The sequence below is a fragment of the Deltaproteobacteria bacterium genome, from assembly GCA_009930495.1.
Classification (GTDB): domain Bacteria; phylum Desulfobacterota; class Desulfovibrionia; order Desulfovibrionales; family Desulfomicrobiaceae; genus Desulfomicrobium.
In genome coordinates this window covers 1-17,289 of record RZYB01000045.1, presented here as the reverse complement: position 1 = coordinate 17,289, position 17,289 = coordinate 1, and the positions used below count along the sequence as shown (strand labels likewise).

The following is a 17,289-nucleotide window of genomic DNA, read 5'->3' as shown; positions in this document are numbered from 1 at the left end:
ATGGCATTCAAGAGGTCGTCAGTTCGATCCTGATCAGCTCCACCAATAAACGCCTCTAAAACAAAAAATTCCACTTGAATGCCGAACAAAAAAACCGCCGTAATGGCGGTTTTTTTGTTGCACTGTCCGCTCTATGTCCGCCGCTCAATCCTTTCATGCCCCCGGTTGCCTTCCAGGCCTCGGAAATTTGGCCCGCGGCATGCCGCGCGGAGCCATCCTCGCGGGAATCAAAAAAGCCGCCCTGTTGGGCGGCTTTTTTGGTTTCTCCGACAAAGGCTCGAAAAAACGACATCTCAAGACATCATTTCCTGGTCAAAACGATCTTTCCACCTTCAACATCGACATCAAAGGAATCTCCTTCCTTGATCTGATTGGCGGGATTTTTCTCGTTGTATTCATCGATAAAACACTTTTTGACGGTGATGGTTCCTCTTCCGGTCAATACGGGCGGTTCAACCTTCTTGCTTGCCACTGCGGACTTCCCTTCATCGAGCTTGAATTTTTTAAGTTCCTCGGAGCCAAAAGCATATGTTTCGACGATGATATTCCGGGGAAGACCAAAATTCCTTTTGACCGTGGTAACATCGAAAACCATTTTCTCTGAAAAATTATCCCTGGCAAATTCAAGCATCTTTTTTTCCAAATCAGCCATATTCACATCTTTTCGTTTCACTCTCGTTCCTACATTGGCCATGACAAGCTCCTTTTCATTAAAGACACTGACGTTTACATGTCTTTTGATATTTTCAGGAAAAATGTCAAGAAAAGTCACACCCCGTCTTCCAAAGCGGACATATCGTCTTGAAGAACCTTCGACATATTTCTTCCCGTCAAAACCACCCGGAAAAGCTCGCCTGTAATTGTCGGAACAGACAATTCCGAAACGTAAACATGCCCCAACCTCATGATTCATGACCGTGGACAATTCAGAAAGTATAAAACCCCAAACATTCGCCCATGTCAAAGCCATATAAAACACAAAGAGAGGGGTTCTGAGGACTGAAGAGGCGATGATTCGGAAGACTTCGACGGAGAACGAGGACTTTGTTTACTAACTATGCCATTTCGGGCACAATGACGCCTTCAATCCGCAATCAACCCAAGAAGGAGGCCACATGAATATCGCCATCAGCGCAGCCGGACCAAAATTGGACAGTCCGGTTTTCGACGAATTCCGCAACACCCCATTTTTATTGATTGTAAATGTCGAAACCATGGATTGCACCAGCATTCCGCACGTTCCCCAACCTGAATCCGACCAGGAACTCGCCACGAAAATTCTGGAACTCGACTGTGAAGCGTTGATCACCGGCACGATTGACACGGCCGCGTTCAACATCTTGGCCAATAACGCGGTAACGCGCTACAATGGCGTGGGATTCACGGCGGGAGCAAGCCTCGAAGCCATGGAGGCCCGACAGCTGAAATTCATTCGCAATCCGGAAGGCACGGACGAATGCCATGGCAATCCCCCGGAACTGGAAGACCTACGAACCTGCGACGAGCATCGCCACCACTAGACCATTTCGCGGAACCCGGCCCGGCTCATGGCGCGGGCCGGCGTTCCAGCAGGGGGACATGGGGCCGGGAGGAGCGTACCCGGATGCTTTTCTCGGTATAGCTTTGAACGCCATCCTCGAAAATGAGCTTGGCCTGAGCCACGGCGGTTTGCTCCACGGCGTTGAACCACGCCCGAAACTTCTCCCGATAAAACCGCCCCCTCGCCGTCAGCCGGCATCCGCCGCGCTTGGTCCCGACGGATTCAACCAATACCTCGCCCAAGGCATCTTCCGTGGCGCGCAACTTACCCCAGGCCGCCCGATACGACATCCCCAAGGCTTCCGCTGCCTTGCGCAGGGAACCATGCTCCTCGATCTTGTCCAGAAGCATGACCCGGCCCATGCCAAAATACACGCTTTCGCCCGACTCCAACCACAAATGCATGCGCACGGTGGGCGTTTTCATAATGGACCTCACTTGCCGAAGGGGCATTTAGGGTAGGTGCAGCATTTGCATTCCATGCACAGGCCGCCATGACCCAACCGGGCCAGCTCGCGACGGCTCGGAGACAGGCCGGCCAGTACTCGTGGCAGGAGAAGATCAAAGCTCGTGGTCTTGAAAAAGAGGGCACAGGCCGGCACGCCAATCACATCCACGGCCCCGATATTCGCCAGCAGCGTCATGGCGCCGGGCAAGACCGGCGTGCCATAACGCATATTCTCCACCCCGGCGTCGACCAGCCCCTGACGGGTCACGTCGCCAGGGTCAACGGACAGGCCGGCCGTGGTCACGATCAATTCCACGCCGAGATCAAGCATGTCCGCCACGGCTCGGGAAATGCGGTCACGATCGTCGGGCACGATGTCCGTGGCCACCACGGGACAGTTCAGGCCCTCGACCTTGGCGGTAATGATGGGAATGAACCGGTCCTCGATCAGCCCCTCGAATACCTCGGTCCCCGTGACCAGGATGCCCACCTTGCGTGGACGCAGGGGGCGCACCTCCAGCACTGGGCCATTTTCCAGAACGTGCAGGGCGTCGCCCAGGGTGTTCCGATCGAGATACAAAGGAATGGCCCGCGTGGCCGCGATCTGCTGGCCTTTTTCCACCACGCTGAAGGCATGCCGGGTGGCGCACATGACGCCGGGAATGGAGTTCATGTCCTCGAGAACGGATTCGGCGATGGTCAGCAATCCATCGTGCTCGGCCACCAGGACAACCTTGCCCTCGCGCGGCAGACCCGAACAGTCCACCCCTGGCCCGGACAATTTGGCGGCCAGGGCGCGGGCGGCGTCATCTTCGTGAACCCAGGCCTCGTCCGCGCCGCCGTCCTCGACATAGACCTCGAACCGACCCATGCGCTGCAAACGACAGACATCCCCCACATCCAGTTTTTGACCGCGGGCGAAGGCCGTCCCCTTGCTCTTGCCCGGCTCGACGCGGGTCATGTCATGCAGGGCCGTGTGCCCCACGGCGTCCTCGGCGGAGACCAGACGCAACGCGGGTCCGTCAAAGCCCAATTCCCGCCGATCGTGGCCGCCAATCCAGCCTGTATACGGCGATTCTCCCCGACACGACCGGCAAACCGCGCCGTCCCTGGCCGGATACGCCTGACCGCAGGCCGGACAGGCGTTGATGGCTCCCTTGCCACGGCCCCCCATGAATTCCTTGCGCAGGGCAATCTCCCGCACCGAACAGACCGAGGCCCCGGCCATGAGGATTTCCCGGCGCAGCCGGGGACTGTCCTGCTCCTTCTTGGGTTTGAGCTTGAACAACCACTCCCGAATGGTCGGATACGGCTGGAGCAGGTCGGTCTCCACGGCCACGCGCACGCCCTGTCCCGTGAATTTATTGAACAGGGCCACCGCGTACAGACCCAGAGGAAAAATTCGCAACCACCCGTTGCCAACGGTGCAGGGCGTCAGCATCTGAACCGCGTCGGGCAGACACCAGGCCGTCTCGGAAATCGCGTCAAAAAGAATGCCCTCGGGAATATGGCGCCTGGCCTCGTGCACCATGAACCCGCCCAGAATCAAACCGGGCGCGGCGTATCCATGAAAACGTTCCGCCGCGTCGACGAACTCCTCGACCGTGTACGGTCCAATAACGGGGCCGGGCTGGCACAGGGCGGATGATCCAGAGGGCATGTTCATGATGGCTCCAATGATTTGGGTTTCTCGAAAAGACGTGGCCACCATAGCATGGACCAACGGCCCCTCAACACCTTGTCACGGCACAACCCTTCGCTTTGGCCTCCGAAGAAAAAACCTCAACATGCCAAAATATTTCAATATACATCCAGGACTCTTTTTATTTTCCCGGTACGGCCAAACAAGCCCGGCAACGAATTATTGTGCCTTGTTTGACATCAAGCCCTGTGTCACAACCCTCGCAGCATTAGGGTCGAGCATATACAGCACCACGATCTGGCAGCAGCAAGCATGAAAAAAATCGACATACTCTCTCTAAATAACTTAACATTATCAGAATCATCCGCCCAACGTTTTTTGTTGGAATTCTGCTGGAAAAACCATCAAAGATTCTGCCCGGTCTGCAAAAATCGTAATCTGTACCGCCTGACCGATGGCCGGCGTCGCTGTGGGCGATGCGGATACACGTTCCACGATTTCAGCCGTCGCTTTCTGAATCGCTGTGCCCTCGATGCCCGGCAATGGCTTTGGCTATTAAAACTCTTTGCCCTGGACGTGCCGCCCGGCAGTATCGCCTCGGAAATGAACCTCGGCTACGCCACCATCCTCAAGGCCCTGGACACGGTCCGGCGAGCCATTCTGGCCCAGGCGCTGGACGCCCCCAAACTGTATTCGGCCGGCGTTTGGCCAGGACCAGGCAACCCCAAGCCGGCAACCGAAATGAGCGACTCGCCGATTTTTGGAATCATCGAACTTGGCGGCATGGCCATCTGTGATCTGCTGCCGGACCTTGATCCGGCCAGTGTCCTGCATTTCAAACTCAATTTCTGTCTCAAAACCGCGTGCATCGGGCACGTCGTCTACACCGCCCCCTACAAGCACTACCAGGCGTTGGTCGCCTGCGGCCCAGGCCTGTGGCCCGCCCGTTACATCAAGCACGCGGACAAGCGCCTGCCCGTGGACGGCTCTCCCTTCTGGAACCTCGCCAAACAGAGGCTGCGTCTGTTGCGCGGCGTACCAGCCTCGCATTTTCCCCTGTATCTGAAGGAATGCGAACTGCGCTACAACTCCCGAGACCAGGATCTTGTCCCGATCCTGGCCCAGTTGCTGTGTTCTTTCGTCCCGCGCCCCGTGGAGGACGAAAAAAAGCCGCCCCGGTCACGACCAGGGCGGCATCACGGCAAATCTTCCCAAAAAAGTTGAACGGACCGGACCGCGTGGATCGCCGCTTATTTTTTTTCGGTTCCGATAAAGCGGTACACCACCGCGCCAAGCACGGCACCGACAATTGGAGCCACCCAGAACAACCACAACTGGGTCAACGCCCACCCACCAACAAACACGGCCACGCCAGTGCTGCGGGCCGGGTTGACGGAGGTGTTCGTGACCGGGATGCTGATGAGATGGATCAACGTCAGGCACAGGCCAATGGCGATGGGCGCGAACCCCCGTGGCGCCCGGCTGTCCGTGGCGCCAAGGATCACCACGAGAAACATCATGGTCATGACCACTTCGCAAATCAGGGCGGACAACAGACCATAGCCACCCGGCGAATGCTCGCCATAGCCATTCGAGGCGAAACCGGCCGAAAGATCGAACCCGGCCTTGCCGCTGGCAATCAGGTACAAAACAGCTCCGGCGGCGATGCCTCCCAACACCTGGGCCGCGATATACGGGCCCAGATCCTTTGATGGAAAACGGCCGCCCGCCCACAAACCAATCGACACGGCCGGATTGAGATGACACCCCGAAATATGGCCGATAGCGAAAGCCATGGTCAGCACGGTCAAGCCAAAGGCCAGGGACACCCCCAGCAAGCCGATTCCAAGTTCCGGGAACGCGGCCGCGAGCACGGCACTGCCGCAGCCCCCAAGAACCAGCCAGAATGTTCCAAAAAACTCCGCGTAACACTTTTGCATTTCGCCCTCCTTTCCTGTGACATGCTTCGCGTCCAACGCTTCCTCCCCATAGGCGCGTTATCGATTCCAAGACAAGGAAAAAAAGATTCCGTGGCGAACGTGTTCGATGCCAATGCGTCGCGAACCGAGCCGTTCGTTCAGCGCATGGCCAGAAAAGCCCGCACCACTTTCGGATCGAAAAATTTCCCCGCGTTTTCGAGCAGGTAGGCTTCGGCTTTGGCCTGAGGCCAGCCATCGCGGTACGGCCGATTCGAGGTCAGGGCGTCGTAGACGTCCGCCACGGCCAGAATGCGGGCGCCGCGAGGAATGGCCTCTCCTTTCAGGCCAAGCGGATAGCCGCTGCCGTCCATGCGTTCGTGATGATGGCGGACCAAGGGGATGATGGCCGCATAGGCGCGGACCGGTTCCAGAATTTTTGCGCCCCGGTCGGGGTGGGTGCGGATCACGGCGAATTTCTCGGCGGACAGAGCCCCCGGCTTGTCCAGTATTTCCGTGGCAATGCCGATTTTACCCAAATCATGGAGCAAGGCGGCGCGATGTAGATCATCCAAATCCGCATCGGACCAGCCCAGCTGCACCGCAAGGTCGATGGCCAACGCGGCGACGCGGTGGGAATGGCCCGAAGTCCATGGTGACTTTTCATCCACTGCCCGGGCCAATGCCTCAAGCGTACCCCAGCTGTATTCCTTCAGTTCGCGCACCAAGCGGATGTTGGTGAAGGCCACGGCAAGCTGGTCAAGCGTCTGCCCGGCAAGCACCAGTTCCTCGCTGTCCGGCGCACCCGCCACTCCTTCCAGACAGACAAAACCCTGCTGCACGCCATGCCGGGGAATGGCGCAGACAAGACCTTGCGTGTCGGACGCGACATCTGGAACCAAGGCAAGTTCCGGGATCTGTTCGGCGCGCATCCAGCCGGAGTTCTCCAGACGCGTGACGAGCCCGTCCAGGGAGGCCGCAGCACTCGGACAGGTCGTCACGACGCAATGATCGCCCCCCTCCAGGCCAAAAACACGGCACGTGTCGCTGTCCCAAAGTCCCAACAACACCCGACGCGCCCCCAGGGCGGCGGAAAAATACTCCAAGGCATTGTGGACGACGGCGTCAAGATTAAGCGCCGACAGGATTTGCCGGTCGATATCGGCCTGAACCCGAAGGGCGCTGAACTGGAGCTTGAGCTGGCCGGCCATGGCGTTGAAGGCGTGGCCGAGCTCCTCGATTTCGTCGCCGGTATAGACGCTGACCTGGGCGTCGAAATCCTGTCGGGCGACACTGTCGGTCATGGCCCGCAGATCGCCGAGCGGAGCCAGCGTACGCCGGATGAGAACAAGAATCATGTACAAGACCAAGCCAAGGCACAGCGCGACGATGAGCGGAAAAAACGTCATAAATTGGCTCTGGCTGGTCAGCGACGCGGAGTTTTCCTGCCGCAGCACGAGGGTCCAGCGCGGGAACAGGAAGTGCGATTCCAGAAACAACTCGCGGGAATAACAGGTCTCATGGCCGCTGCGATCCTGGAATGTGATTTTGACCTGCGCTTGGGAGAGGATGCCCGCCAGAGTTGCTTCCGGCAGGGGTGCCGACGGATCCTTGGACTGGAACAATGGGAAGCCCGCAGCATCGAGGACCATAAGCGACGTGTCCTGAGGGAGCGGCAATTCCTCCGGAATCCCCCACAGCATTTCGGGGCGGACGACGCCCAACAGCACGGCCTGGCGCCCAGGGATAAGCACCGCCATGGCCAGACCAACAGCGCCGTATCGTGTCAACAGCACGTGTCCGGATTGCAGGTGGCGCAATTCCGGCTCGGAGAAGTGACCGGCCGAAAACGTTCTTCTCTCGTGACGCACAAAGAATTTGCGCCCCTCGGGAAAAATGCGCCCCGCGTCTTCCGGCGCAATGTCGTCCTGTCCACGGGCGAGTCCGGCGGCCTGCATGCGCAGAGCGTCTTCCAACTGGAGCACCCGGTTGAAGAACAACTGATTGAACATCTCCGCTGTCTTGAACAGGTAGTGGTCGTGCGTACGCTCGATCTGTTGGTCCATCTGCCAATGGGTCAGATAGCCGAAGATCAGGATGGGAAGCATGGCGATACCGAGAACGTAGACGAAGAGCCGCCTGGCTAGGCGTGTGTTAAAAACCTGAAGCATCATAGGGGGATATGATCTGCCGCAAGACCGAAATAGCGCCCGTTGTTGGCCCGGACCACGTCGTCCCGCGCGTGTTTGGCCGCGAACTGCGCGGCGGTTTTGCCGTCCGGGCCATTGCTGTACAAATCGAAGTCGGTGTTCACGGGGTTGAGCTTTTTGTCCTTGCGGCGCTTGCCATTGATGCCCGGCGTCGTGTTCCCTTCCAGGCGAAGATATTGGTAGGGGTTGCCCCACGGATCGCGCAAGGTGTCCTGGCCGATGTCAGCCAGGGAATCCGGCGGATGCCCATATTCGGCAATGTAGAGCGTTATCTCCCCTTCCAGATTTTTCAGGTCGGAAATGGCCACGGACGCACGGATGTCCGAGAGATATGCCAAAAACATGGGGTAGGCCACGGCCGCCAATATCCCGAGAATGGCCATGCACACCAGGGTTTCCACGAGTGTGAACCCCATGCCAAAACCGCTGCCGGGCCGCGAATCGTGATTGCGCATTTTCCTCAATAGTCCCCCCGGTCCGCAAGGCGGTACCCGTCCGAAATACAGACCAAGAAACCGTGCCGTCCGAGGTAGCTGGCAACGCGAAGCCCGCCGCGCAAGGCCCTTTTCCCATCTCCCCTACCGCTCCGCGCCCAGGCCACGGCGTTGGCTTGACGCGATCGATAGCGATTTCACCTCGCTCATGCAGAGTCCGTGCTTATACTGGTTGGCATGCCGCCCTACGCGTGTCAAACGGTGTCGCAAAGTCTTTCGCCGTAGACGACCACTCTAGCTCTGGCCACGCCGTGCGCTCCGCGCTGTTGCGAAAACAGTCAATCGAACAAAAACGGCCGCCAGCGGATTCGCCCAATCCGCTGGCGGCCTCACCGGGAGGAGGGTGAACTATCAGGAAGCCTTGGCCTGATCCGCGCCCAGGCCCAGGGCTGTCCATGGAGCCGGAGACAACGGCGCGTAGCCCCGGCTTTGGGCCACGGCGTCCAAATGGACAAGGCCAAGGGCGGCCAGATCGAGGTCAATCGGGTCGCATTTTTCGACCAAATCCAGGCAGGGCAGATACTGATGGCATTGGTCGCAGACATAGATATGCTCGTGGCTGCTTTCAGATGCGGTGAGGCGACTCATCTGTTCGTGGTCCTGGTTGCCGCAACCGGGACAGACCATGCGCACGAAACGCCAACGATGGCTGCAGACAGGACAGTGATGCCAAATTTCCCCGCTCTTGGAGACCAGAAATTCGGAAGGATCAGGATGGTTTTCCAGGGTGGCCAGATCCGGGTCGGAACCACAGACGGGGCAATACGACTTTCGCCACAAGGTTGCCGGAGCCTGGGCCAGAAGGGTTTCTTTCTGGGCCGCGATGCATGGCGCATACGCCGCGCGCAGGGCCATGAGCAGAAAATCGGGCGTCACGCCGGCCAGGGCCGCGCCCTGCTCAAGAGCCTTGCCATCGCCATGAACCACGGCGCGCAGACAGGATTCCAGCAAGGCATTATCGGCCAATTTGCATTCAAGGGCGGCCAACGCTTCGCGCAGGGCCGGAAAGGTGATTCCGAGCACGGGCCAGATCCGGGACGCGGCCTGGGATAAAATGGAGCCAAATACGCCGGGATCGACAAACATGATCAGGGGCTCCCCTTCCAAAAAACGATCCTCGTCATAGGCGCTCGTATTAATGTCCAGCAGGGGCAGTTCCGCCCGCAAATCCGCCTGACGACACGCGAGCAATCCAAACCGTTCGATAATCTCGCGGAATGGTTCGCGCCGCCGCGCCAAGTCGTTGAAAATGCTTTCCTTGGATTGAATCTCCGAGACCGCCATGTCTGCTCCTTGGGAATGGGCCCGCCGGAAGTCCGGCGGGCCGTGTTGATGAATGGGATCAGCCCAGGATGTTGCGCAAGGGCTTGGTCAGGCCCGCCAGGAAGTCGGCCCGATTGACGGGCTTGACCTCGCGGCCGGCGTATTTGTGGTACATTTCCCGAGGCTGATCCAGGAAGTAGATGACCCCCAGATCTTCCTGGTCCAACGTCGAGCACTTTTTCCGAGGATCGCAGGCGATAATCCGTTCGATCTGCCCCCCGCTCTCCTTGGCCGCCAGGGCCATGCGTTCCTCGGCCAGCTTGAGCATATCCTCGCGCTCGCCAAAATTCATGGCTCCGGTGCAGCAGGTTTTCACGCAGATGGGAACCAACCCGGCCTTGACCCGGTCAATGCACATATCGCACTTGGCCAGCTCGCCGGTTTTCTCGTCCCAGCGCGGAATGTTGTAAGGACAGGATTCAATGATCTCGTCGCACTGTTCCTTGGTCAGTTCCTTGGTCTTTTCCGTGCAAACGACAATGCCCGTTTCCTCGTCCTGGACGATGGCTCCCTCCACATACTGGTCCGCCGTCATCTTGCAGGCGGGTTGGAGGCAGTGCCGACACTGGTCCGGAAAGAAGAGCCAATAGATACGTCCGTCCATTTTGTATTCGGAAAAACGGACCAATTTATAGTTATTCGGATTCAGATCCGGCGGATTCTGATGGGTACCGGTCTGTTTTGTGGGCACGGCCTCGTGACCATGCCACTGCTTGCACGCCACCTGACAGGCACGGCAGCCCGTGCAGCGGGTGGTATCGATGAAGATGCACTTCGCCATGATGTTCCTCCCTACTTAGATGGCCAGTTCCGTGACCTTGTCGGCCTTGCGGACATTCACCAGGCACGCCTTGTACTCCGGAATGGTCGTGTTCGGGTCGCCCACGGATGGAGTCAGGCGGTTGGTGGCGTCGCCACAGCCGGGGGTGGTCCAGCCAAAACAGAAGGGCATGCCGATCAGATGCACGGTCTTGCCCTGTACGGTGAAGGGCGTCATGCGCACCGTGACCATGGCGATGGCCTCGACCTTGCCGCGAATGCTCTCCACAATGACCGGATCGCCATTCTTGATCCCCTTTTCCGCCGCCAGCTCCTGGCTCATCTCCACATACAGCTGCGGTTCGGCTTCGAGCAGGTATGGGGTGTTGCGGGTATCGCCACCACCGCACCAGTGTTCGGTCAGGCTGTAGGTGGTCAGCACGATGGGGTATTTCGGATCACCGGCCTTGGCCAACAGGTCCTTGTCGCTCTTGGCGATTTTCACGCACGGGTTGTTCATCTGGGACGAGAACGGGTTCTTGGTCACCGGGGTTTCCACCGGCTCGTAATGTTCCGGGAACGGACCGTCGACGCGGCCAGGGCCGAACAGCTGACCGTGGCCTTCGGTGTGCATAATGAAGGGATAGCTACCTTTTTCCTGGGCCATGGGCGGTGCCGGGCCGTCCGGAATGTCGCCGATCCACTTGCCGTCTTCCCAGGCGATAACCGGCAGATTCGGATTGAAGGGCTTGCCGTTCACATCGACCGAAGCGCGGTTGTAGATGATGCGACGGTTCATGGGCCACGACCACGAATAATTCGGGAAGAGACCGATCTTGGCCTGCATGGGGGTCTGGGTCAGGTCGCGACGCTTGGCCAGGTTTTTGTCGGCAGCCGGATAGCCGCCGCAATAGAGCCAGTTTAGGCTCGTCGTGGAACCGTCGGCCTGAAGCAGGCCAAATCCTGGCACCTGATCGCCCTTTTTGTAGGTTTTGTCCTTGATGGTCACGTCGCGGGTAAACTGGCCATTGATGCGCTTGGCCAGTTCGTCGGCGTCATATTCCTTGGGCCAATCGTGAGTCAGCACACCCTCGGGAAAGACACCCTTTTCCTTTTCGTACAGGGCGCGCACGCGCTTCATGATTTCGACCACCATCCAGCCCATGGGCTTGCTCTCTCCCATGGGTTCATATCCTTTATGATGCCACTGATGCCAGCGGCCGGAATTGGAGGTGGTGCCGTCCTTTTCGCCACGCTGACACGATGGCAGCAAAAAGACCTCTGTCTTCACTTTTTTCGAATCAACGCCGGGTCCGCGCCAATATGCGGCGGTTTCGGTTTCGTGGGCCTCGCCCACCACCAGCCAGTCCAGCTTTTGCAGGGCCGCGCGGATTTTATGCGTGTTGGGCATGCTCTGGGCCGGATTGTGACCGAAGATCATGCCGCCCTTGATCTTGCCCGCGTACATTCTGTCGAACATGAACATGCTGGCATAGTCCACGCCCGGTTCGACCTTGGGCAGCAGGTTGTAGCAGAACTCGTTTTCCGCGGTGGCCTTGTCGCCAAACCAGCCCTTCAAAAGGCTGACCACGTATTTGGGCCGATGCTGCCACCAGTTGACGCTTTTGGGGTCCTTGGTGGCCGGGGTGTTGGCCTTCAGGTACTCCGCCAGGGTGGTCCAGGCCGAAGTGGGCACGGCATTATAGCCGGGAAGGATGTGCCAGAGCAGGGCATGGTCCGTGGACCCCTGGACATTGGGCTCGCCGCGCAGGGCGTTGACGCCGCCGCCGGCCACGCCGATGTTGCCCAGCAGCAACTGGACCATGGCGCCGAGGCGGATGTTCTGCACGCCGACCGTGTGATGCGTCCAGCCCAGGGCGTACAGCATGGTTCCGGCCTTGTCCGGCTTGCCCGTGGCTGTGTAGGCTTCATAAACCTTGAGCAGATTTTCCTTGGAAACGCCGGTGATGGAGGAAACCGTGTCCAGATCATAGCGGTCATAGTGCTTTTTGAGCAGCTGATACACGCAGCGCGGGTCCTTCAAGGTTTTGTCGCGCTTGGACACGCCGTTTTCGTCCTTGGCGAAGGCCCATTTCTTCTGGTCGTATTTCTTTTTATCCGGATCGTAGCCCGCGAACAGGCCGTCATCAAATTTGTAGTCATCGCCAAGAATAAACGAGGCGTTGGTATACTCGGTGACGTATTCCTTCTGGATCAAATCCTTTTCCAGGATGTACTTCACCATGCCACCCAAAAAGGCGATGTCCGTGCCGCTTCTGAGCGGAACGTGCAAATCACACTTGGAGGAAGTGCGCGAGAATTTCGGATCCACATGGATCACCGCGGCCCCCGCGTCCTTGGCCCGTAATACCCATTTGAAGGAAATGGGATGGTGTTCGGCAGCATTACTGCCCATGATCAAAATAGCATTGGCGTTTTTAATATCGATCCAATGCTGGGTCATCGCGCCGCGTCCGAACGACTCTGCCAGAGCCGGTACAGTCGGACTGTGTCAAATACGGGCCTGATGATCGATGTACACACCCCCCAGGGCGCGACACATCTGATGCGTTACAGCACACTCCTCATTGTCCATCTGGGAGGTGCCGAGCTGGAAATACGTTTCCCAGCGGTTAACGGTTGCACCCTTGTCGTTGGTGGCCTGGAAATCCTTGTCACGCGTATCCTTGATCTTGCGCGCGATGCGGTCCAGCATCCAATCCCAGTCCTTTTCTTCCCACTTGGCACTGCCAGGTGCCCGGTATTTGGGCTTGATCACGCGGTGATCGCTGACGTGCATCTGGTAAAATGCCGCGCCCTTGGGACAGAGCGAACCTTCACTGACGGGATAATCCGGATCACCCTCGGAACTGATGATCTTGCCGTCCTTGATGTGCATGATGATCTGGCACCCACAGGAGCAAAAAGCACAGGTCGATATGACCTCCTTGGCTCCCTCGATCTTCAGCGCCTTTGCGTAAGCATGGGCAGGCTTCAGATCGAACCCCAGTTGTCCCAGGGACATGACCGCGACGCCAGCCCCCGTGATTTTCATGAACCCTCGCCGTGAAAACGTAGCCATCAAAACCTCCATGGTTTCTGGTTCTTGGTTCGAGAGCTGGTCCTTCCAGAGTCATCGAACACAAGGATGCGCTTACGGTAACACACAAATCAATCTTTTCAATGTGTTATAAATAATACATATCAAGACGGACTCCTGGGCAAATCCGAGCACGGTTCAATCCACGGGTCGAGCTAAAAAAAACGCCCCACTTTGCATGAAAGTGGAGCGCCATGATGAACACCGTCGCCACGCAACCGGCTCCTTCGATTTCTCGATCACAACGCAAATTCTATCCGGAGCACGGATATCCCGTCCGCATGGACGCAGCCAAGATGACCGCGCTCCGGGGCGTTTTGAAAGAGAATCCAAAGAAAACGAGGGCCTATTCCGGGGCGTGGACCAATTTGCAGACCTCTTCCATGGCCTTGGCCGGAATCTCCTGCTGAAAGACGTTGCGGCCGATGCACACCCCGGCCACGCCCGTGTCCAACACTTCCTTGAGCATGCGCAGAAAATTCTTGAAATCCCCGGTTCTGGGACCGCCACCGATAACGACCGGCACCGGGCAGGCAGCCACGGCCCGGGCGAAACTCTGTTGATGTCCGGAATAGGGCACCTTGATCACGTCCGCGCCGAGTTCGGCGCCGATGCGGATGCTGTGCGCGACCAGGGCGGGATCGGTCTCGTTCACGATTTGCCCGCCACGGGCATAGATCATGCCCAGAAGCGGCAGGCCAAGCTGATGGGCTTCCTCGACGCAGGCTCCGAGATCCGAGAGCATGCGGTCTTCCAGGTCGTTGCCGATATTGATGTGCATGGAAACCATGTCCGCGCCCAGACGCAGGGCTTCGGGCACGGAGCAGACCAGGGCCTTGTTGTAGGATGGAATGCCGTGGCGCGTACCCGCCGAAAGATGGATGATCAGACTCTGATCCAACCGGATTTCCGGGGCATGGATCATGACCATGCCCTTGTGCAGGATCAGCCCCTGGATGGGCAGGTCCTGAACCGAGCGCAGCAACTCGCCCAGATCGTCCAGACCGGGCAGCACGCCCTCGGACAGGCCATGGTCCAGGGGCAGGATGACGGTGCGTTTGGAATCGGGATCAAAAAGACGAGCCGCCTTGCGCAAATTTCCAATCATGACGTTCTCCTGTTGGGTTAGCGGTCAGACCACAGACAGCGGCTGCCCTTGACGGTCAGAAATCCGAGTGGAAGATCGCGAAAATATAAAGCCCGGCGTTTGGCATTGCCGGGGTCGGGCCGGCTCTGTCCGGCCAGCAAGGCCTTGAGCTCGGCCACGGAATCCAACACCAGGGCGTGCGCGTCGGGGCGCGGGGGCACGAACAGGCGCAGGGCCGGATCGGGCAGAATGGCGTTTTTGGCCACCTTGCCGACGCCAAAGCCCTGCCAGCGCAGCTCCGGCGGCAACCAGGTCAGGGCCTGATCCAGGAGCAAATAGATCCGCCCGCCAACGGCCAGGAAACGATGCGGCGGCAGCCAGCTGGTCTCCAGACCGGTCTGGGCCGCGAATTCCGCCGCCGGGATGATCTGTCCGGGCAAGGCCTGCGCCGCGTGGTCCGCGACAACCTCGACCGAACCGGCCTTGCGCAGACAGGCCAGAAAAAATCCCTGGGCCGCGCTCTCCTCGCCATTGACCAACAAACATCCCGGCAGGGACGGGGCAAAACCGAAGCCCGGAAATTCAGGCAAGGCAAAGGGTTCCAGGCCAAGATGATCCCTGGCGAAACGCACCTGGGCCTCGTTCTCGCGCTCGTTGGTGGTGCAGGTCGAATACAAAATCCGCCCTCCGGGCGCCAGCAGACGCGCGGCCGTTGTCAGGAGCTCGCGTTGCAGGACTTCCAGGGGCGCGGTTTTGTCGCCGGCCCACATCTGGGCCGCCTTGGGATTTTTGTCCACGGTGCCCCAACCACTGCACGGGGCGTCGAGCAGAATGGCCGGGCAGGAACCCTCGGCCAAGGGCAGGTCCTGGCCCTGATATTTACATGTCGCGACATTGGCGCAGCCCAGATGGCGCATGTTGACGCGCAGGGTGGCCAGGCGGTCCGGGCTGGGCTCGTTGGCCAGGACCAAGCCCGTCGGCCCGACCAGGGTCGAAAGGATGCCGGATTTGCTCCCCGGACTGGCGCACATATCAAGCACCATTTCCCCCGCGCGCGGCGCCAGGGCCAAAGGCGGCAGCATGGACGATTTATCCTGGATATAGATGTACCCGAACCGGGCCGCGATGCTCCTGCCCAAAGAAAAGGGCTCGGAGGCCAGGGTCCGGGCCAGGGCGAAAAACGGCTCGGCCGTGAAGGCGAAACCTTCGGCGCAAAGCAGGGCTTCGACGTCCGGAATCTGGTCCGGGGCGCAAACCAGGCGAAAAGAGCGGGCGGTTGTTTTCATGAAGGATATCCAGGGAATTTGACAAGAGGTGCTCTAGCCATCAAGAAAGGGCCTGTCAAAGCGGAGGCGCCATGCAGTCGATAAAAACCACGGTCCGGACCGTGACCGTGAGCCTGGAGGAAAGCGGACGCAAGCTCCTGCCGTTCCTGCAGGCCCATCTGGGGGACAATTTGCCCCAGGGTCTGTTCATGCGCCTGGTGCGCACGGGTCAGGTCCGGGTGGACGGCAAGCGCTGCAAACCCTTTGACCGGGTTTTGGCTGGCCAGGAAGTGCGCATTCCACCCGTGACCGTGCAGGTCAAACAAATCAGAAACGATACGCCCACAGCCCTGGACATTGTGGCCGAGGATGCGGACATGCTTGTCCTGAACAAGCCAATCGGCCTGCCTGTCCATCCGGGCACGGACTGGACGGATTCGATCCAAACCCGGCTTGCCGCCGTATTCCGCGACACGGCCTTCACGCCCGCGCCGGTACACCGCCTGGACCGGGACACATCGGGGCTGCTCCTGTGCGCCAAGACACATGATTTTTTGCGCCGCATGCACGAAACGTGGAACGCTGTAACCAAGGCCTATTTGTGCTGGGTGGATGGTGCCTGGACCGATGCCGGCTGGACGACCATCCGCGCCAATCTGTCCAAGCAGGATTTCGGCCGCGGCGAAAAAATGGCCGTGGGACAGGGCAAAAACGCCATCACCCATGTCCATGCCCTGACCGCGACCGCTTCGGCCAGCCTGCTCCTGGTGGTGCTGGGCACGGGCCGCACCCACCAAATCCGGGCGCATCTGGCCAGTCTCGGCCATCCCCTTGTCGGGGACGGCAAATACGGACGAGGCGGTGAGAGCCTGCGCCTGCACGCGACCGTTCTGACCTGGCCCGGCCATTTTTTCTCCGTCCTGCCCGATTGGGCCGAGCCGCGCCGCGTCGATCCATCCCTGACCACGAACATCGCCCATCTTCTGACCACCGCCCCGCACAAGGAGAACGCATGACCGAATCCACGCCGAAGCGTCATCAATACGCCTATTGGGCCGCCAGCCTGTCCCTGATCGTTGTCACCACCATGATCCGGTATTGGTTCGTGGCCTCGGGCCAACTCAACCTCTACAACGACGAAGCGCAGTATTGGGATTGGAGCCGCACCCTGCAGTGGTCCTACTATTCCAAGGGGCCGCTCATCGCGGTCATCAACCGCCTGGGAACGGCATGGTTCGGCCCGACGGAACTGGGTGTGCGCATCGGGGCCATCGTCGGCATGAGCCTGATGCAAACCGCCGTGCTGGCCTGGATCGGAGGCTGGATGGGCCGCATTCGCCTGGCCTGGTGGGGTTTGGTCATGCTCAATACCGCGCCGCTGCTCATGGCTGGCGGCCTGCTCATGACCACGGACAATCCCCTGCTTCTGTGCTGGGTCGTGGGCATGATTTGCCTGAGTCTGGCCGTGGAACGCGACAGGCTGGCGTATTTCATCATCCTGGGCGC

Annotated in this window: 16 protein-coding genes; 4 read left to right on the top strand and 12 right to left on the bottom strand. The window is 59.2% G+C overall.

Features of this window, described 5'->3' with window-relative positions:
* Positions 1–301: 301 nt before the first annotated feature.
* Entirely contained in the window at positions 302–970 is a 669-nt protein-coding gene (locus tag EOL86_05970) for a hypothetical protein (GenBank protein NCD25121.1), read from the bottom strand.
* A gap of 145 nt (positions 971–1,115) precedes the next feature.
* Between EOL86_05970 and EOL86_05965 the strand changes: the two genes are divergently transcribed.
* The gene (locus EOL86_05965) at positions 1,116–1,520 is read left to right on the top strand and encodes a hypothetical protein (GenBank protein NCD25120.1); all 405 of its coding nucleotides are present in this window, start codon (positions 1,116–1,118) and stop codon (positions 1,518–1,520) included.
* Positions 1,521–1,545: 25 nt separating this feature from the next.
* On the opposite strand, the gene EOL86_05960 is transcribed toward EOL86_05965, so the two are convergent.
* Entirely contained in the window at positions 1,546–1,965 is a 420-nt protein-coding gene (locus EOL86_05960; GenBank protein NCD25119.1) for a LysR family transcriptional regulator, read from the bottom strand.
* Between the two features lie 8 nt (positions 1,966–1,973).
* Complete coding sequence (locus tag EOL86_05955) at positions 1,974–3,647, bottom strand: trehalose-binding protein (GenBank protein NCD25118.1); 1,674 nt, start codon at positions 3,645–3,647, stop codon at positions 1,974–1,976.
* Positions 3,648–3,941: 294 nt separating this feature from the next.
* On the opposite strand from EOL86_05955, the gene EOL86_05950 reads away from it, so the two are divergent.
* Positions 3,942–4,853, top strand: a complete 912-nt coding sequence (locus EOL86_05950) for a transposase (protein NCD25117.1) — start codon at positions 3,942–3,944, stop codon at positions 4,851–4,853.
* A gap of 26 nt (positions 4,854–4,879) precedes the next feature.
* On the opposite strand, the gene EOL86_05945 is transcribed toward EOL86_05950, so the two are convergent.
* The 9 genes from EOL86_05945 to EOL86_05905 form a co-directional block, all read right to left on the bottom strand.
* Complete coding sequence (locus EOL86_05945; GenBank protein ID NCD25116.1) at positions 4,880–5,569, bottom strand: aquaporin Z; 690 nt, start codon at positions 5,567–5,569, stop codon at positions 4,880–4,882.
* Between the two features lie 137 nt (positions 5,570–5,706).
* Positions 5,707–7,719: an HD domain-containing protein gene (locus EOL86_05940; protein ID NCD25115.1), complete on the bottom strand. Its 2,013-nt coding sequence runs from the start codon at positions 7,717–7,719 to the stop codon at positions 5,707–5,709.
* A complete protein-coding gene (locus EOL86_05935; protein NCD25114.1) occupies positions 7,716–8,210 on the bottom strand; it encodes a prepilin-type N-terminal cleavage/methylation domain-containing protein in 495 nt (164 codons plus the stop codon). The genes EOL86_05940 and EOL86_05935 overlap by 4 nt, the downstream gene beginning before the upstream one ends.
* A gap of 390 nt (positions 8,211–8,600) precedes the next feature.
* Positions 8,601–9,533, bottom strand: coding sequence for a formate dehydrogenase accessory protein FdhE (gene fdhE / locus EOL86_05930; GenBank protein NCD25113.1), 933 nt, complete (start codon positions 9,531–9,533; stop codon positions 8,601–8,603).
* 58 nt (positions 9,534–9,591) lie between these two features.
* Entirely contained in the window at positions 9,592–10,353 is a 762-nt protein-coding gene (locus tag EOL86_05925; protein ID NCD25112.1) for a formate dehydrogenase, read from the bottom strand.
* Positions 10,354–10,368: 15 nt separating this feature from the next.
* The gene (gene fdnG, locus EOL86_05920; protein NCD25111.1) at positions 10,369–12,795 is read right to left on the bottom strand and encodes a formate dehydrogenase-N subunit alpha; all 2,427 of its coding nucleotides are present in this window, start codon (positions 12,793–12,795) and stop codon (positions 10,369–10,371) included.
* Positions 12,796–12,843: 48 nt separating this feature from the next.
* Positions 12,844–13,425 (bottom strand): twin-arginine translocation signal domain-containing protein, encoded by a 582-nt coding sequence (locus tag EOL86_05915; GenBank protein ID NCD25110.1) that lies wholly within the window; start codon positions 13,423–13,425, stop codon positions 12,844–12,846.
* A gap of 352 nt (positions 13,426–13,777) precedes the next feature.
* Positions 13,778–14,539 (bottom strand): fructose-bisphosphate aldolase, encoded by a 762-nt coding sequence (locus EOL86_05910; protein ID NCD25109.1) that lies wholly within the window; start codon positions 14,537–14,539, stop codon positions 13,778–13,780.
* 17 nt (positions 14,540–14,556) lie between these two features.
* The gene (locus tag EOL86_05905; protein ID NCD25108.1) at positions 14,557–15,804 is read right to left on the bottom strand and encodes an RsmB/NOP family class I SAM-dependent RNA methyltransferase; all 1,248 of its coding nucleotides are present in this window, start codon (positions 15,802–15,804) and stop codon (positions 14,557–14,559) included.
* A gap of 71 nt (positions 15,805–15,875) precedes the next feature.
* On the opposite strand from EOL86_05905, the gene EOL86_05900 reads away from it, so the two are divergent.
* On the top strand, positions 15,876–16,799 hold the full coding sequence (locus EOL86_05900; protein NCD25107.1) for an RluA family pseudouridine synthase: 924 nt from the start codon (positions 15,876–15,878) through the stop codon (positions 16,797–16,799).
* Positions 16,796–17,289 (top strand): glycosyltransferase family 39 protein (locus tag EOL86_05895; protein NCD25106.1); only part of this gene is annotated, 494 nt, incomplete at its 3' end. The genes EOL86_05900 and EOL86_05895, both read left to right, overlap by 4 nt.

What these genes read in the sequence shown, in the direction of transcription:
- EOL86_05910 (NCD25109.1), bottom strand. Translation starts at nt 14,539, where the DNA reads ATGATTGGAAATTTGCGCAAGGCGGCTCGTCTTTTTGATCCCGATTCC.
- EOL86_05900 (NCD25107.1), top strand. Translation starts at nt 15,876, where the DNA reads ATGCAGTCGATAAAAACCACGGTCCGGACCGTGACCGTGAGCCTGGAG.
- EOL86_05945 (NCD25116.1), bottom strand. Translation starts at nt 5,569, where the DNA reads ATGCAAAAGTGTTACGCGGAGTTTTTTGGAACATTCTGGCTGGTTCTT.
- EOL86_05955 (NCD25118.1), bottom strand. Translation starts at nt 3,647, where the DNA reads ATGCCCTCTGGATCATCCGCCCTGTGCCAGCCCGGCCCCGTTATTGGA.
- EOL86_05965 (NCD25120.1), top strand. Translation starts at nt 1,116, where the DNA reads ATGAATATCGCCATCAGCGCAGCCGGACCAAAATTGGACAGTCCGGTT.
- fdhE (NCD25113.1), bottom strand. Translation starts at nt 9,533, where the DNA reads ATGGCGGTCTCGGAGATTCAATCCAAGGAAAGCATTTTCAACGACTTG.
- fdnG (NCD25111.1), bottom strand. Translation starts at nt 12,795, where the DNA reads ATGACCCAGCATTGGATCGATATTAAAAACGCCAATGCTATTTTGATC.
- EOL86_05940 (NCD25115.1), bottom strand. Translation starts at nt 7,719, where the DNA reads ATGATGCTTCAGGTTTTTAACACACGCCTAGCCAGGCGGCTCTTCGTC.
- EOL86_05970 (NCD25121.1), bottom strand. Translation starts at nt 970, where the DNA reads ATGGCTTTGACATGGGCGAATGTTTGGGGTTTTATACTTTCTGAATTG.
- EOL86_05960 (NCD25119.1), bottom strand. Translation starts at nt 1,965, where the DNA reads ATGAAAACGCCCACCGTGCGCATGCATTTGTGGTTGGAGTCGGGCGAA.
- EOL86_05905 (NCD25108.1), bottom strand. Translation starts at nt 15,804, where the DNA reads ATGAAAACAACCGCCCGCTCTTTTCGCCTGGTTTGCGCCCCGGACCAG.
- EOL86_05950 (NCD25117.1), top strand. Translation starts at nt 3,942, where the DNA reads ATGAAAAAAATCGACATACTCTCTCTAAATAACTTAACATTATCAGAA.
- EOL86_05915 (NCD25110.1), bottom strand. Translation starts at nt 13,425, where the DNA reads ATGGAGGTTTTGATGGCTACGTTTTCACGGCGAGGGTTCATGAAAATC.
- EOL86_05925 (NCD25112.1), bottom strand. Translation starts at nt 10,353, where the DNA reads ATGGCGAAGTGCATCTTCATCGATACCACCCGCTGCACGGGCTGCCGT.
- EOL86_05935 (NCD25114.1), bottom strand. Translation starts at nt 8,210, where the DNA reads ATGCGCAATCACGATTCGCGGCCCGGCAGCGGTTTTGGCATGGGGTTC.